General features: G+C 60.1%; 15 protein-coding genes and 2 tRNA genes. 6 read left to right on the top strand and 11 right to left on the bottom strand.

Annotated elements, in window-relative coordinates:
• Position 1 precedes the first annotated feature (1 nt).
• From ACJO2E_RS08770 to ACJO2E_RS08785, 4 genes are read left to right on the top strand one after another with little or no spacing between them, the layout of a single operon-like run.
• Positions 2–265: a hypothetical protein gene (locus ACJO2E_RS08770; protein ID WP_406963498.1), complete on the top strand. Its 264-nt coding sequence runs from the start codon at positions 2–4 to the stop codon at positions 263–265.
• A complete protein-coding gene (locus ACJO2E_RS08775; protein WP_406963499.1) occupies positions 265–1,326 on the top strand; it encodes a DUF5131 family protein in 1,062 nt (353 codons plus the stop codon). Before ACJO2E_RS08770 ends, ACJO2E_RS08775 begins: the two co-directional genes overlap by 1 nt.
• 3 nt (positions 1,327–1,329) lie before the next feature.
• Positions 1,330–1,533, top strand: coding sequence for a DNA-binding protein (locus ACJO2E_RS08780; protein ID WP_406963500.1), 204 nt, complete (start codon positions 1,330–1,332; stop codon positions 1,531–1,533).
• Positions 1,533–2,663, top strand: coding sequence for a phage integrase Arm DNA-binding domain-containing protein (locus ACJO2E_RS08785; RefSeq protein WP_406963501.1), 1,131 nt, complete (start codon positions 1,533–1,535; stop codon positions 2,661–2,663). Before ACJO2E_RS08780 ends, ACJO2E_RS08785 begins: the two co-directional genes overlap by 1 nt.
• A 664-nt stretch (positions 2,664–3,327) precedes the next feature.
• Here ACJO2E_RS08785 and ACJO2E_RS08790 read toward each other — a convergent pair.
• The 6 genes from ACJO2E_RS08790 to dapA all read right to left on the bottom strand — a co-directional run bounded on the left by ACJO2E_RS08790 (position 3,328) and on the right by dapA (position 8,772).
• Positions 3,328–4,119 (bottom strand): GNAT family N-acetyltransferase, encoded by a 792-nt coding sequence (locus tag ACJO2E_RS08790; protein WP_406963502.1) that lies wholly within the window; start codon positions 4,117–4,119, stop codon positions 3,328–3,330.
• 59 nt (positions 4,120–4,178) lie between these two features.
• Positions 4,179–5,186 carry an NAD-dependent epimerase gene (locus ACJO2E_RS08795; protein WP_406963503.1) on the bottom strand — a complete coding sequence of 336 codons (1,008 nt, stop codon included), beginning with the start codon at positions 5,184–5,186 and terminating at the stop codon, positions 4,179–4,181.
• Between the two features lie 20 nt (positions 5,187–5,206).
• Positions 5,207–5,938: a TIGR04219 family outer membrane beta-barrel protein gene (locus ACJO2E_RS08800; protein WP_406963504.1), complete on the bottom strand. Its 732-nt coding sequence runs from the start codon at positions 5,936–5,938 to the stop codon at positions 5,207–5,209.
• 73 nt (positions 5,939–6,011) lie between these two features.
• Positions 6,012–6,725 carry a phosphoribosylaminoimidazolesuccinocarboxamide synthase gene (gene purC, locus ACJO2E_RS08805; protein WP_328189276.1) on the bottom strand — a complete coding sequence of 238 codons (714 nt, stop codon included), beginning with the start codon at positions 6,723–6,725 and terminating at the stop codon, positions 6,012–6,014.
• 76 nt (positions 6,726–6,801) lie between these two features.
• Positions 6,802–7,893 (bottom strand): NlpB/DapX family lipoprotein, encoded by a 1,092-nt coding sequence (locus tag ACJO2E_RS08810; protein ID WP_406963505.1) that lies wholly within the window; start codon positions 7,891–7,893, stop codon positions 6,802–6,804.
• Positions 7,894–8,772, bottom strand: coding sequence for a 4-hydroxy-tetrahydrodipicolinate synthase (gene dapA / locus ACJO2E_RS08815; RefSeq protein ID WP_406963506.1), 879 nt, complete (start codon positions 8,770–8,772; stop codon positions 7,894–7,896).
• 74 nt (positions 8,773–8,846) lie between these two features.
• Here dapA and ACJO2E_RS08820 point away from each other — a divergent pair, with 74 nt between their 5' ends.
• The gene (locus tag ACJO2E_RS08820; RefSeq protein WP_406963507.1) at positions 8,847–9,317 is read left to right on the top strand and encodes a peroxiredoxin; all 471 of its coding nucleotides are present in this window, start codon (positions 8,847–8,849) and stop codon (positions 9,315–9,317) included.
• A gap of 63 nt (positions 9,318–9,380) precedes the next feature.
• Here the strand turns inward: ACJO2E_RS08820 and ACJO2E_RS08825 are convergent, their stop codons facing one another.
• Positions 9,381–10,454, bottom strand: a complete 1,074-nt coding sequence (locus tag ACJO2E_RS08825) for an AI-2E family transporter (protein ID WP_406963508.1) — start codon at positions 10,452–10,454, stop codon at positions 9,381–9,383.
• An 8-nt stretch (positions 10,455–10,462) separates the two neighbouring features.
• Complete coding sequence (locus ACJO2E_RS08830; protein WP_406963509.1) at positions 10,463–10,696, bottom strand: sulfurtransferase TusA family protein; 234 nt, start codon at positions 10,694–10,696, stop codon at positions 10,463–10,465.
• Positions 10,697–10,794: 98 nt separating this feature from the next.
• On the opposite strand from ACJO2E_RS08830, the gene ACJO2E_RS08835 reads away from it, so the two are divergent.
• Entirely contained in the window at positions 10,795–12,273 is a 1,479-nt protein-coding gene (locus ACJO2E_RS08835; protein ID WP_406963510.1) for a M48 family metalloprotease, read from the top strand.
• A gap of 38 nt (positions 12,274–12,311) precedes the next feature.
• Here ACJO2E_RS08835 and nadA read toward each other — a convergent pair whose 3' ends face one another.
• The 3 genes from nadA to ACJO2E_RS08850 form a co-directional block, all read right to left on the bottom strand.
• The gene (gene nadA, locus ACJO2E_RS08840; protein WP_406963598.1) at positions 12,312–13,373 is read right to left on the bottom strand and encodes a quinolinate synthase NadA; all 1,062 of its coding nucleotides are present in this window, start codon (positions 13,371–13,373) and stop codon (positions 12,312–12,314) included.
• Between the two features lie 186 nt (positions 13,374–13,559).
• Positions 13,560–13,635 (bottom strand) — tRNA-Lys (locus ACJO2E_RS08845).
• 44 nt (positions 13,636–13,679) lie between these two features.
• Positions 13,680–13,755, bottom strand: a tRNA-Lys gene (locus tag ACJO2E_RS08850).
• Between the last annotated feature and the right edge of the window lie 21 nt (positions 13,756–13,776).

A 13,776-nucleotide genomic window follows, 5' to 3' on the forward strand; every position in this document is an offset into this window, starting at 1 on the left:
TATGAGTACAGACATTTTTGCTGGCACCTCATTCGGCAAGGCCGCCCTCAAGGTGATGTCCGAAAACGGCCCCCTGCCAGAGAACTTCAGGCTATACGAAATGGGCTGGATGGAAGATCGTCCGGAGGACTTCAGGACGATGAAGGTTTCCGGCGCCCAGTTCCGGGAAGCGAAGACCGGGCCCAACAAAGGCAAGCTGTCGATCATGGTGGACGGGACACAGCGGACCGTATACGTCACCAAAAGAGATCTGGAGGTTGAGTAATGGGCCAGAAATCCAACATTGAATGGACCGAAGCCACCTGGAACCCCATCCGTGGCTGCTCCCGGGTCAGCGAGGGTTGCCGTAACTGCTACGCGGAAACGGTCGCCAACCGATTCAGCGGCCCCGGCCAGCCCTACGAAGGCCTGATCGCCAAGGGAGGCCAGTGGAACGGCAGCGTCCGGGTGATACACGACAAGCTGGCTGAACCCTGCCTGTGGACCAGGCCTCGGCGGATTTTCGTGAACAGCATGAGCGACCTTTTCCACCCCTCCATTCCGTTCGACCTGGTAGCCGGCATCTTCGGAATCATGGCCGCCGCTTCCTGGCACACCTTCCAGGTACTGACTAAGCGCCCTGAACACATGCTGCAATTCTTCCAATGGGTGGATGAGCACCCGGAACGGGCACAGTTCGAGTCCGACCAGCTGCAGGAGAAATACCCGGACGCTGATTGGCGCCCGTTCTTTCTCGCGCAGAAGGCATCCGAGGTCCTGCCTGACGGTGGCGGAAACCTGAGAGTTGATCTTAATGGCACGTGGCCCTTGCCTAACGTCTGGCTGGGCGTAAGCGTGGAGGATCAAAAGACAGCTGACGAGCGAATTCCGGCCCTACTGGATGCCCCGGCGGCAATCCGATGGATAAGCGCGGAACCACTTCTCGGACAGGTGGATCTTGGCCCGTTCCTGTACCGGGGAGACCACGGCCTGGCCGACGTTGATCCACTGGCCGCAGCCATGCTGTCAGATCCCCAATACGAGGAAACAACCTGGGTGCGCCCCGCACTGGATTGGGTAGTCGTGGGCGGCGAATCCGGTTCCGGCGCCCGCCCCATGCACCCCGACTGGCCCCGATCGATCAGGAACCAGTGTCTGAAGGCAGGCGTGCCGTTTCTGTTCAAGCAATGGGGCGAGTGGCTACCCGTGCTGGGCCAGGCTGAAGGTGTCCCGATTCGCAGCAACAAGCATTCCTTTGAAGACGGCACGCTCATGGGATGGGCCGGCAAGAAAAAGGCAGGCCGCCGCCTGGATGGCCAGCTTTGGGACCAATATCCGGAGGGCTGAACCATGGCACAACTGATACCCCTGGAAGTGTGGCGGGAGAGAACCTTCGCCGAACCCCGCCCCTCAAAGAGCGTCTGCTACAAGTGGGCCCGGGAAGGTCATATCATGGGGGCAAAGAAAATCGGAGGGCTCTGGTTCGTAGACCCTCAGAAAGAACAACAACGCACCGGCAACCCGCTGGTTGACCGAGTATTGCAGGCTGGCTGATGGCACCGCGACGACGTTTAAGCAAGAACAAGGACCTGCCGGCGAACCTCTACACCAACAAGGTGAACGGGGTGACCTACTACAAATACCGGCACCCGGAGACGGGCGTGCATCATGGCATGGGGGCCAGCAAGTCGGAGGCCTGTGCCGCCGCGCGCCAGTTGAACGGCATCCTGCTGAAAGACTCCGACTTGGTCGGCCAGGTCATGGGCACCGCTGAACAGAACATCAACCACCTGATCAAGCGGTTCAAAGAAGAACACCTGCCCACCAAGAAGCTGGCGGCCAGCACCCTACAGACCACCAACTACCGGCTGGGCCGGATCGGGCGGGATATCGGTGACCGGCAGATAGACCAGGTGGATGTGCAGGCGATCGCCGAATACCTGGACGACAACTTCGAGCGGGATTCTTACGTAAAGCACCGGGCCATGCTGATCGAGCTGTTCCGATTCGCCATGATGAAAGGCCTGTATCCCGCCGAATGGGGAAACCCCGCTGAAACCACCTATGCCAAGACAGACTATGGCAAGGACCGGCGCCGGATGACCCTGGAGCAGTTCCGGAAGATCCACGCGGTGGCGCCGGCCTGGCTGCAGATCGCCATGGAAATCGCCCTGATCACCCTCCAGGGCCGCGCGGAAGTCATAAGCATGAAGTTCGACCAGTACCAGGACAAAACCATCCGCGTCGTCCGCCAGAAAACCAGCAAACACGAGCACTCACACCTGGAGATCTACTGCCCGGAGCTGGAAGACATCATCAAGCGGGCCCGGAAATCCGGCGTCGCCAGCCCCTACATCGTCCACCGTTTCCCCAAGCGTAAGAAAGACGCAGAAGGCCGGGAGCACTGGACCCAGCTCACCCCGAACCATTTCACCGAACAGTTCCGTAAGTACCGGGACAAGTCGAAAGCCTTCGACCACCTACCCCGGGAGCAACGCCCCACCTTCCACGAGATCCGCGCCCTGGGCTCCTGGCTCTACAAACAGGCCGGCTACGACAACGAAACCTACATCCAGCCGCTCATGGCTCACGCTGATGGGAAGATGACGGAGCATTATCAGAAGGGGCACCAGCGGGAGTGGGTGCGGGTTGAGGCTGGGCTGGAAATTAAGTCGATTATTTAGGCTGAACCGATCTATAGAGATTCTGGGCGGCACCGAGCAATTTAGCCTGACCGTCGGATGAGTCAAAGTGTCCCATGGGCCACCCAATAAGCTCTCTGGTAACATCCGCGCGATAAGTTACGTGTTCATCAAACGTGGCCTTATAACGGTTGTATTTCGCGACTATCACCTCTGACCGTTTAACTCCCAATGCCCCAACTATCCCATCGATATCCTGATCCTCGATTAAAGTTACAGTATTGCCCCCTTCGATCTCTTTGAGGTGCCCAAGCAACTTTACCCGTACCTTCTCCGTTGCTTCGTTGAATTCCAACCGCCTATCCCGCCCCAGAGCCAACCGGTGCCCGAGAAACAGTCCAACCAGTACACCCAAAATCCCGGAAACTGCCGACCAAACCATACCCACTCCCGCCAAAATCCATTGTCAATATACAGTATCTAATGCATTGATTCATAAAGTGTGCAATACATGCACACGATACAGGGCGCTTAAACATTTTTCTTTATTCTATTCAATTTGTTGCTAAGGTTAGCGCGCATTTTTGACATGGCAGAGGTCGGCAGTTCAAATCTGCCTGGTCCTACCAGATACTGAAAAGCCCCTGAGCGGAAACGTTCGGGGGCTTTTTGTTTGTGGCTATGCCGACGTGGGCCGAACCGGAGGTCAACTGACCTGCGAACGACCAAAAAAGTAAAAACTGAGTCCGTCGTAATTCTGGAAACCCAGACGCTGGTAGACCGGCAGGCCGAAGGGGCTGGCCTGGAGGGTCACAACGCGGGCACCCTGCTCGAATCCGGCGTTGACGGCCAGACGGGTGCAGGCGCCTGCCAGGCCCTGGCGCTCGGCGGCCGCCACGGTACCCACCCAGTAGATACCGGCGGATGGGCCGGTGACATAGGTCAGCGCCGTGGCCAGGGGGACGCCGTCCTTGTAGGCTACCAGGCCGCTGACACTGTCACCCATGACCCGGTCGCCGTGGTGGAAGAAAGCGGCCACTTCCTCCGCCGCCATGCCCAACCTTGGGTAGGCTTCCATGTTCACCTGGACGCTGTCCCGCAACTGATCCTGATCGGAAATGGCCACGGTATAGACCCCCTCGGGCAGGGGCGCCGGCTCCAGCTCACGGTTGATGATCATGCAGGGGGAACTGCCACGAGGGAAGATGCTGGCGTCCGCCAGCAGTTTTTCCATATCCTCGTCGAAGCGTTTGCGGGTGACCAGGGTAAACCCCCGCTCCCGGGAACCGAAGAACCGCATGGTCTGCTCGAAGGCTTTCCCTGCCGGCACGGACGGATCCAGCCGCAGGGCGCAATTGCGGTAGAGTCCCGGGCGGCTGTTGCACCCGGCAATCATCAGCATGCCGTCATGCTCTTGCAGTTCCGCGGGCTCCTGCCAGCGGGCGTGCATGCGAAACGACTCAATCAGGTTATCATCTGCAAGCTGGGGACCAATCACCGGTGTCCTCCCGATTCTGTTCGGGCGTCCGCTTCGCCGATGACGATCTGGAAGCTCAGCTAGACGCCGTAGAACTCACGATACCAGGCAACAAAGCGCGACAGCCCTTCCTCCAGCGACGTTTCCGGCCGGTAGCCCACGTCCCTGATCAGTGAATCTACGTCGGCGTAGGTAGCAGGCACATCACCCGGCTGCATGGGCAGGTAGTTCTTCTCCGCGGTTCTGCCGGTTTCCTGTTCGATAATCTCGATGAAACGGGCCAGTTCCGCCGGATTGTTGCTGCCAATATTATAGAGCCGGTACGGCGCCTTGCTGCTGGCGGCATCCGGTTCCAGCCCACTCCAGTCTGTATTGGAGCAGGCCACATGGTCCAGTGTGCGGATCACACCTTCGACAATATCATCAATATAGGTGAAATCCCGCTTGTGGTGACCAAAGTTGAAAACGTCGATGGGCTCGCCGGCAAGAATCTTACGGGTAAAGATGAACGGCGCCATATCCGGGCGCCCCCAGGGGCCATACACGGTAAAGAAGCGAAGCCCGGTGGTGGGTATCTGGTACAGGTGGCTGTAGGTATGAGCCATGAGCTCGTTGGCTTTCTTCGAGGCCGCGTACAGGCTTACCGGATGGTCCACATTGTCCTGGACCGAGAACGGCATGGTCTCGTTGGCGCCATACACGGAACTGCTGGATGCATAAACCAGGTGCTCCACCCCGTTGTAGCGACACCCTTCCAGGATATTCATGAACCCCACCATATTGCTGTCCACATAGGCATGGGGGTTCTCGATGGAATAACGGACGCCGGCCTGGGCGGCCATATGCGCGACCCGCTGGGGCTGGTGCTGCCGGAACATGGATTCCATGGCAGCCCGGTCGGCAATATCCTGGCGAACCTCGGTAAAGCCGTGATGGTCCCGAAGCCGGTCCAGCCGGGCTTCCTTGAGGTTGGTGTCGTAATAGCCGTTGACGTTATCAACGCCGATCACCTCGTCGCCGCGCTCCAGCAGACGACGGGCAAGATGGAATCCGATGAATCCGGCGGTGCCGGTAACAAGCAGTTTCAAGGTTCTGTCCCTGTTCTACATCAGAAGTTGAAGCCGACACTGGCGAAGGGACCGCCCACGTCGATATCCAGGCGATCATCACCGTCTTCGTAGTCAACCGCCATTTCCCGGTAGCCGGCACGAAGCTGTACGCCGTAGATCTGGTACTGGCCAAAGAGATCATAGTCATACAGGGAATCACCACCGTAACTGACCAGGTTACCGCTGATACCCACGGACAGGCCGGTCAGCGGCAGGTCAAAACGACTGGCGGCGTAGGCCATGGGAACGACCGCATCCACGTCCGTCTTGCTGCGGGTAAGACCGGCAACATCACTGACTTTCAGCTCGGCGTCCAGGTCACGGACCGTGAGGCCCAGGTCCAGATTCACCCAGTTGTCCAGGATCTCGTAGTACAGGGTGAGGTCCGTCTGCCGCCAGTCCAGCTCCGAATCCACCGGCACCCCGGCAGGCACGCCGTCGAAACCGGAACTGAGTTCGCCGCGACCGGTCTGGTCGATACGAACATAGCTCAGGCGGACATTCGGCAGCAGCGGTATCGGATGTTCCAGGAAAGCGCTGAGGTTGGCCTCGTTGTTGTTGCTGAGGTCCAGGTCGTTCTCCACGTTGACCCGGTCAGAGCCATTGGAGACCTTGCCGGACAGGTCGGAATCCCAGTAGCCAATGGTGGCGCCGAGTCCCATGACATCGGCCTGGGCCACCGGAGCGGTGACAAAAAGGCAAGCGGTTGCAGCGGGTATCAGTTTGTTCATGGGCGGCTCCCCTATGGTCGATAGTAGACAACCTATATAAACGAGGGCCTCCAGAGGCCCCCATTCAGTGAGTTTAGTCGAAGCTGATACCGAGGCGACGCCCCACTTCCTCGTAGGTCTCTATTACCTCGCCCAGCCCCTGGCGGAACCGGTCCTTGTCCATCTTTTTGCGGGTCTCGCGGTCCCAGATACGGCAACCGTCGGGACTGAACTCGTCCCCCAGCACAATACGCCCTTCACAACGGCCGAACTCCAGCTTGTAATCCACCAGCAGCATGCCGGCGTCGGCAAACAGGGACTTGAGCACACTGTTGACCTCGTAGGTCAGTCGCTTCATTTCTTCCAGCTCCTCCGGCTTCGCCCAGCCGAAGGTTGCCGCGAGGGATTCGTTGACCATGGGGTCGTGCAGTTCGTCATTCTTGAGGAATAACTCATAGGTGGGCGGGTTCAGGTCCTGCCCCTCTTCCACCCCCAGGCGGCGACACAGGCTGCCCGCGGAGACGTTCCTGACCACGCACTCAACGGGAATCATCTCCAGTTTCTTGACCAGGGATTCCGTCGGCGACAGCAGCCGGTCGAAGTGGGTGGGAACGCCGGCCGCCTCCAGTTTTTCCATGATGAAGGCATTGAAGCGGTTGTTCACCATGCCCTTGCGGTTGAGCTGTTCCTTCTTCTGGCCGTCAAAGGCGGAGGTGTCATCACGGAACACCAGCACGAACCGCTCAGGGTCATCGGTGGTAAAAACGGACTTGGCCTTGCCCGCGTAGAGTTCTTTGCGCTTTTCCATATCAGTCTCCGGTGGCCAGGCAAGCTATCCTGACCACTGCGTTGTTCTTGCCAACCCCCTGTTGGGGTCCGCGGTATCAGTACAGGTATTCGTAGAGCCGGGACAGCACGGAGCGGGAGTAGTTACCGCCATTATAGCCGTCTGCACGGTCGGCAGTGACGACTACCCTGCCATCCTCTTCCACCAGATCCACCCGGTTGGTGGCCACCGGCTCCACTTCATCCCCGGCGAACCAACTGGTCAACCAGCCACGCTGGCGGTCCTCAGCGGGTCGTCCGTCCACCAGGAAATATCCAGCGCTCTGATCCAGGTCCAGCACGGGGATATTCTCGTCCTCGAGGACACGGCGAACTTCACCCCAGGCGCGGTCGTAAGGCAACTCAATGACCACCGCCTGCGCCTGTTCGGCGTTGGGCCGGCGCATACTGACCCGGGGTTCACTGCTCATATCCAGGGCCGCACGGGAGTAGGAACGATTATCTTCCCGAGCCTGCAGGAACTGGGACAGGTTGTTAAGCAGTTGCTCTTCCCGGGTCTGATCCATGGGCTGGTCCTGCCATGGCAGCAGCCGCCCGGGGGATTCCGACACCTGGCGGGGGCGCACCTGGATTTCCGTGGTCTTGCGCCGTACGCCGGGGGCCAGGCGGACCTGCACCAGCGTCAGCGACTCACCGGAAACGGCTTCACCCAGCCCTACCAGTTCCCGGGCGCGGCGGCTGAAGTTGGCGATCTCACTCTGCATCATGCCAAGCTGGGTGCTGTCGGAGGCAACGGCCAGGCCGGTTTCGTTCATCCAGGCGGCCACCGCTGGCCAGATACGGCCCGGCACCTCGTTGACCAGCAACCAGGATTGGTCATTCACCGACTCGATGACATAGTTCTCGTCGAGGATTTCGGCGGTCAGGTCCGGTGGCCGCGGCACCTGGTTGGCCATGGTTCCGCTTCCGCTCACCGATCGGATCGGATAAGCCGAACGCTGGCGTGGCAGTGGTTCACCATCAAGGCCATGCAGGGGCTCGGCCTGTTCGGCAGTGGCGTAGTCATCGGAACGGTCCTGGATCAGGCTGCAACCGCTGGCGAGGATGCCGGCCATGGCAAGCGCCAGCAGTGAACGAACCCGGATAACACCGCGGGAGCAATGCATCACTGTGTTGTTGCTATCTGTCATTCAGAGTACGCCTGCGGCCTTGAGTGCTTCTTCAACCTCGTTGTGGAACTTGTCACTGAGGGGTGTCAGGGGCAACCGGATTCCCGTATCCATCATGCCCATGCGCTGCAGGGCCCACTTGACGGGGATCGGGTTGGCCTCAAGGAACAGCTTGCGGTTGAGGGGATCAAGGATCTCGTTGAGACGATCGCTCTCTTCCTGATTACCGGCAATGGAGGCCTCGCACAGTTGCGACATCAGCTTCGGCGCCACATTGGCGGTCACTGAGACATTGCCCTTGCCGCCAGCGAGCATCAGCCCCGCAGCGGTGGCATCGTCACCGGAGTAGACGGCCAGACGGCCTTCCACGGCCCTGATCAGCTCGGCACCCCGGGGGATGTTACCGGTGGCGTCCTTGATACCGACGATGTTGGGAATATCCGCCAGGCGCTCCACGGTCTCGTTGAGCATGTCACAGGCGGTACGGCCCGGTACGTTGTAGAGGATCTGGCTGACGTCGGGCACCGCCTCCGCGATGGCCTTGAAATGACGGTAGAGGCCTTCCTGGGTGGGCTTGTTGTAGTACGGCACCACCAGCAGGCACGCATCGGCGCCGAGTTTGGCCGCCTCGGAGGTGAGTGCGATCGCCTCGTGGGTGGAGTTGCCCCCCGTGCCAGCAATCACCGGAATCCTGCCCGCTGTCCGTTTGATGATCTGCTCGATCACCTTGAGGTGTTCCGCAGGGGTCAGGGTTGCTGACTCGCCGGTGGTACCAACCGCGACGATGCCGTGGGTACCGTTATCAAGGTGAAAGTCCACCAGTGCATCCAGCTGCTCCCAGTGAATGCTGCCATCCGGGTGCATGGGCGTCACCAGAGCGACAAGGCTACCAGTAATCATAAGGACTCCGTGCAAATAAAACGGTTATGGTAATCTTGGGTGTCAACCGACACAAGGGAAACAAAGGAGAAGCCATGGCGAAGCCAGAACTCGACCAACCCGTTGCTGATTTCGAAGCGCCAGCCACCGGAGACCAGACCATCAGACTGTCCGATTTCCGGGGACAGAACCCTGTGGTGCTCTACTTCTACCCCAAGGACAACACCCCTGGCTGTACCACCGAGGGCCAGGACTTCCGGGATCTCTACGACCAGTTCCAGGCGCTTGATGCGGTCATTCTCGGCGTTTCCAGGGACGGGCTCAAGGCCCATGAGAACTTTCGGGCCAAGCACGACTTTCCCTTCCACCTGATCTCCGACAAGGACGAAACCGTCTGCTCCCTGTTCGACGTTATCAAGCTTAAGAAACTCTATGGCAAGGAGTACATGGGTATTGACCGAAGCACTTTCCTGATCGACAGGGAAGGCAAGCTGCGCCGGGAGTGGCGCGGGGTGAAGGTCAAGGGACACGCTGCAGAGGTTCTGGACGCCGTCCGGGAACTCTGACCGCCCGTCAGTAGCCGTTTGGGGTGTCCGCGCCCTGCCCCGGACACCCGACCGGCAGCCCCGTTACTCGGGCAGCCGGACCGGGTCGTCCGGTCGCACCGGCCACGCCGCAAACACCGCCTTGACCATAGTGGCCAGCGGTATTGCGAAGAACACCCCCCAGAGCCCCCAGATACCACCGAAGAACAGCACCGCGATGATGATCATCACCGGGTGGAGGTTATTTACCTCGGAGAACAGCAGCGGCACCAGCACGTTACCATCGAGGGCCTGGATAATGCCGTAGGCCACCATCACCCAGATAAACTGGGAGCCCCAGCCAAAGGCAAACAGCGCAATCATCGCCACCGGTATGGTCACTACGGCGGCGCCAATATACGGCACCACGACACTCAGCCCCACCAGCAGCGATAACAGCGCGGCATAGGGAACCCCAAGGATCTTGAAGGTGACGAAGGTGACACCGCCGACGATCAGGATCTCCACCGCCTTGCCCCGCACGTAGTTGGCACACTGCTGGTTCACCTCACGCCAGATCTGGCTCATCATCGGTCGCTGGCTGGGCAACAGCCGGGTAATGGCCGCCAGGATCAGACGACGGTCCTTGAGCAGGAAGAACACCAGGATGGGCACCAGTACCAGATAGATCAGCAGCCCCACCAGATCGGGAATGCTGCTCAGGGAGAAGGACACCAACCACTGGGTCACGTTGCCCGCTTCCGCCGTCACCTGGTGATAGAAGTCGTTCACCGCATTCATGGAGATCAGGTTGGGATACTGTTCCGGCAACAGTTCAAGGTAACTGCGCATATCCCGGAAGATGCGCGGGGCCTCGGTGGCCAATGAGGCGAGCTGGGTCCAGATCAGCGGCAGCAGCCCGAACAGGAAGCCGGCCAGGGTGCCCAGGAATACCACGAACACCCCGATGATGGAGACGATCTCTGGCACCCCCACCTGGGTCAACCGGGTCACCAGGCCCTGCAGGATAAAGGCGATAATCACCGACGCGATCACCGGCGCCAGCATGGCCCCCAGGAAGACGATGGTCAGTACGCCGACCAACAGCAGCAGGAACAGGATAACGGCTTCGTCATCTGAAAAATATTTATGGGCCAGGCCACGTAGAATGCGAACCATGGTGGAACTTACTCCTGATCTCCGACACGAATGATAAAGCGAAAACGACCCTGCTCTTCATCGCTGGAGACAAGTTCGTGCCCGGTATGCGCCAGCCAGGCGGGAATATCCCTTGCGGATCCGGCATCGGTGGCCAGTACTTCCAGTTCCTGGCCGGCTGTCATGGCGCCAATCTGGAGCTTGGCCTTTAGCAATGGCATTGGGCATCGCAGCCCGGTAGCATCAAGGGTAATATCAACCATAGGTTGTTTCTGACAGTCTCGCTGTGGTTGCCGGGCCACCATTATGCCCTTGGTTCCGGCGTGTTGCATTGTTTCGTTTGGAGTATATCAGCCAAGGTATGACTTTCGATTCCAGTATTTACACCTGCCCGCTGAGGCGCTCCGTAGCGCTGGCCATGACCCTGGTCATGCTCCTGTCCCCGGTATGGCCGGGGCTGGCCCAGGCCCAGGAGAGGGACCTGCCTGCCATTGGCGGTCTAGGCGGCGGCTTGCTATCGGACCAGATGGAGACCGAGATTGGTCAGCGGGTGATGAGCTCAATACGACGCTCCGCCGGACAGATCCAGGACCCGTTGGTGTATGAGTACCTGACGTCGATGATATATCGACTGGTGCCCTATACCCCTCTGAGCAACCGTGAGCTCACCATCGTGGTGATTGACGACCCCAACATCAATGCCTTTGCGGTGCCCGGCAACATTGTCGGGGTCAACGGCGGCCTCTTCCTGAACGCCAAGACCGAACAACAGTTCGGCTCCGTCATTGCCCACGAACTGGCCCACCTCAGCCAGCGCCATTTTGCACGCCGGCTGGAGCAGCAGGAACGCTCGGCACCGCTGACGGCGGCGGGCATCATCGCCGGCATCGTGCTGACCGCCGTCACCGGTTCGGAGGCTGGTATCGCCACCATCATGGGCACCCAGGCCATGAGCGTGCAGAATATGCTGGCCTACAGCCGTGCCCACGAACAGGAAGCTGACCGGGTCGGAATGGAAATCATGGCGGACGCCGGCCTCGATCCCCGTGGCATGCCGGAAATGTTCGAGGTCATGATGCGGCAAAGCCGTCTGCAGGGGAACCGGGTGCCGGAATACCTCTCAACCCACCCCCTGACCCAGTCCCGGGTGTCCGACACCCGCAGCCGTGCCGACCAGTACCGGGGAGCCGGCGCCAGCGACCACCACGAATATCACCTGGTGCGGGCACGGCTGCAGGTACGCTACGCCCGCAACAAAGGGGAAGCCATCGATGCCTTCCAGTCCTACCTGGAAGACCCGACCTCAGGTAGCGAAGCAGCAGCCCAATACGGTCTGGCCGTTGCGCTGCTTGCCAACGGGCAGCCTGATCGTGCCCGGACCATCCTGGAGGAACTGCTGGAGGAAAGCCCCAACCGCATCACCTACCAGGTCACCCTGGCGGAAGCCATGCAGGCGCAGGACCGGTTAGCCGACGCCCGGGAGTTGATGGAAACCGCCCTGCGCCGCAACCCCGGCAACTACCCCATCACCGATCGCCTGGCCCACATCGAGATCCAGGCGGGTAACGGCAGCCGGGCTGCGGACTACCTGAAGACACTGACCCGGGAATACCCTAATCGCGAGGACCTGTGGCTGCGGCTTGCGGAAGCGGAGGGCATGGCCAGGAATATTGTCGGCGTGCACAGGGCCCGGGCGGAATACGACATCCTGATGGGCGATCTGGAAGCAGCCCAGCGCCAGCTTCGACAGGCCCAGGAACGGGCACCGTCCAGTACCCCGCTGCGACAGGTAATTTCCGAGAGACTGGCGGAAGTCAGCCGTCGCCTGGGCCAGTCCTGAGGCGACGGACCGTCGAAGGGAAAGGCGCCAACGCCTGATCAGGCGTTGCCGGCGGCCTTGAGGTTCATATTGGCAGTGAAGTCCAGCATCCGGCGCAGGGGGCGCAGGGCATCCTCCCGCAGGGCCTCATCCACCCGGATCTCCTGGTCACCCTGTTGCAGCACGTGCAGCAGGTTCTCCAGGCCATTCATGGCCATCCACGGACAATGGGCACAGCTGCGGCAGGTGGCTCCATTACCGGCGGTGGGCGCCTCGATCAGGGTCTTGTTGGGCGCAAGCTGCTGCATCTTGTAGAAGATGCCGTTGTCAGTGGCCACGATAAAGCGTTCGTTGGGCATGGACTGCACGGCGTGGATCAACTGCGAGGTAGACCCCACCACATCCGCCATATCCACCACCTGTTCCGGCGATTCCGGGTGAACCAGCACGGCAGCATCCGGATACAGGGCCTTGAGGTCTTCCAGGCCCCGGAATTTGAACTCCTCGTGCACGATGCAGGAGCCATCCCACATCAGCATGTCGGCGCCGGTGGTGCGCTTGATATAGCCCCCCAGGTGTTTGTCCGGAGCCCACAGGATCTTTTCACCCCGGGCGTCCAGGTCTTCGACGATGGCCTGGGCACAGCTTGAGGTTACCACCCAGTCCGCCCTGGCCTTCACGGCGGCGGAGGTGTTGGCGTAGACCACCACCGTACGGTCCGGGTGCTGATCACAGTAGGCCGCAAATTCGTCCGGGGGGCAGCCGATATCCAGGGAGCAGGTCGCTTCCAGGGTCGGCATCAGTACCCGCTTTTCCGGGTTGAGGATCTTGGCGGTTTCGCCCATGAAGCGAACGCCGGCCACCACCACCGTGGACGCCGGGTGCTGGTTCCCGAAACGGGCCATTTCCAGGGAATCGGCCACACAACCACCGGTTTCCTCCGCCAGGCGCTGGATATCCGGGTCGGTATAGTAATGGGCAACGAGTACCGCATCCTGTTGCCGGAGTGCCTCGCGGATGCGGGATTCCAGTCCGGCCTTTTCCTCGTCACTCAGCGGCTTGGGCTCCGCCTCGTGGGCAAGGTATTCCTGAACCAGGATACGATCTTCAACTCGTGTCATCATTCGCTTCTCTGTTGCTACTCCTGAATACGGGCAGTATATCACCCCCGGCGTCGGTCACAGCCCTGCACCAAACACCGTGAAGCATGGGACAGACACCGTACCCCCCTGATTGTGGGGATTTTCAGGCAAAAAAAAAGAGCCCGGAGGCTCTTTTTTACGGCAGGCCGATACAGCCTGCCTGATTGGTGGGTCGTGAAGGATTCGAACCTTCGACCAATTGGTTAAAAGCCAACTGCTCTACCAACTGAGCTAACGACCCATGACCGGGATCAGACCGGCTTTCCATGCCAGCCGAAGCAATAGTGGTGGGTCGTGAAGGATTCGAACCTTCGACCAATTGGTTAAAAGCCAACTGCTCTACCAACTGAGCTAACGACCCAAACGAGGCGCATATAGTACG

Origin of the sequence: Marinobacter shunpengi, from assembly GCF_045449695.1 — a bacterium.
Classification (GTDB): Bacteria; Pseudomonadota; Gammaproteobacteria; order Pseudomonadales; family Oleiphilaceae; genus Marinobacter.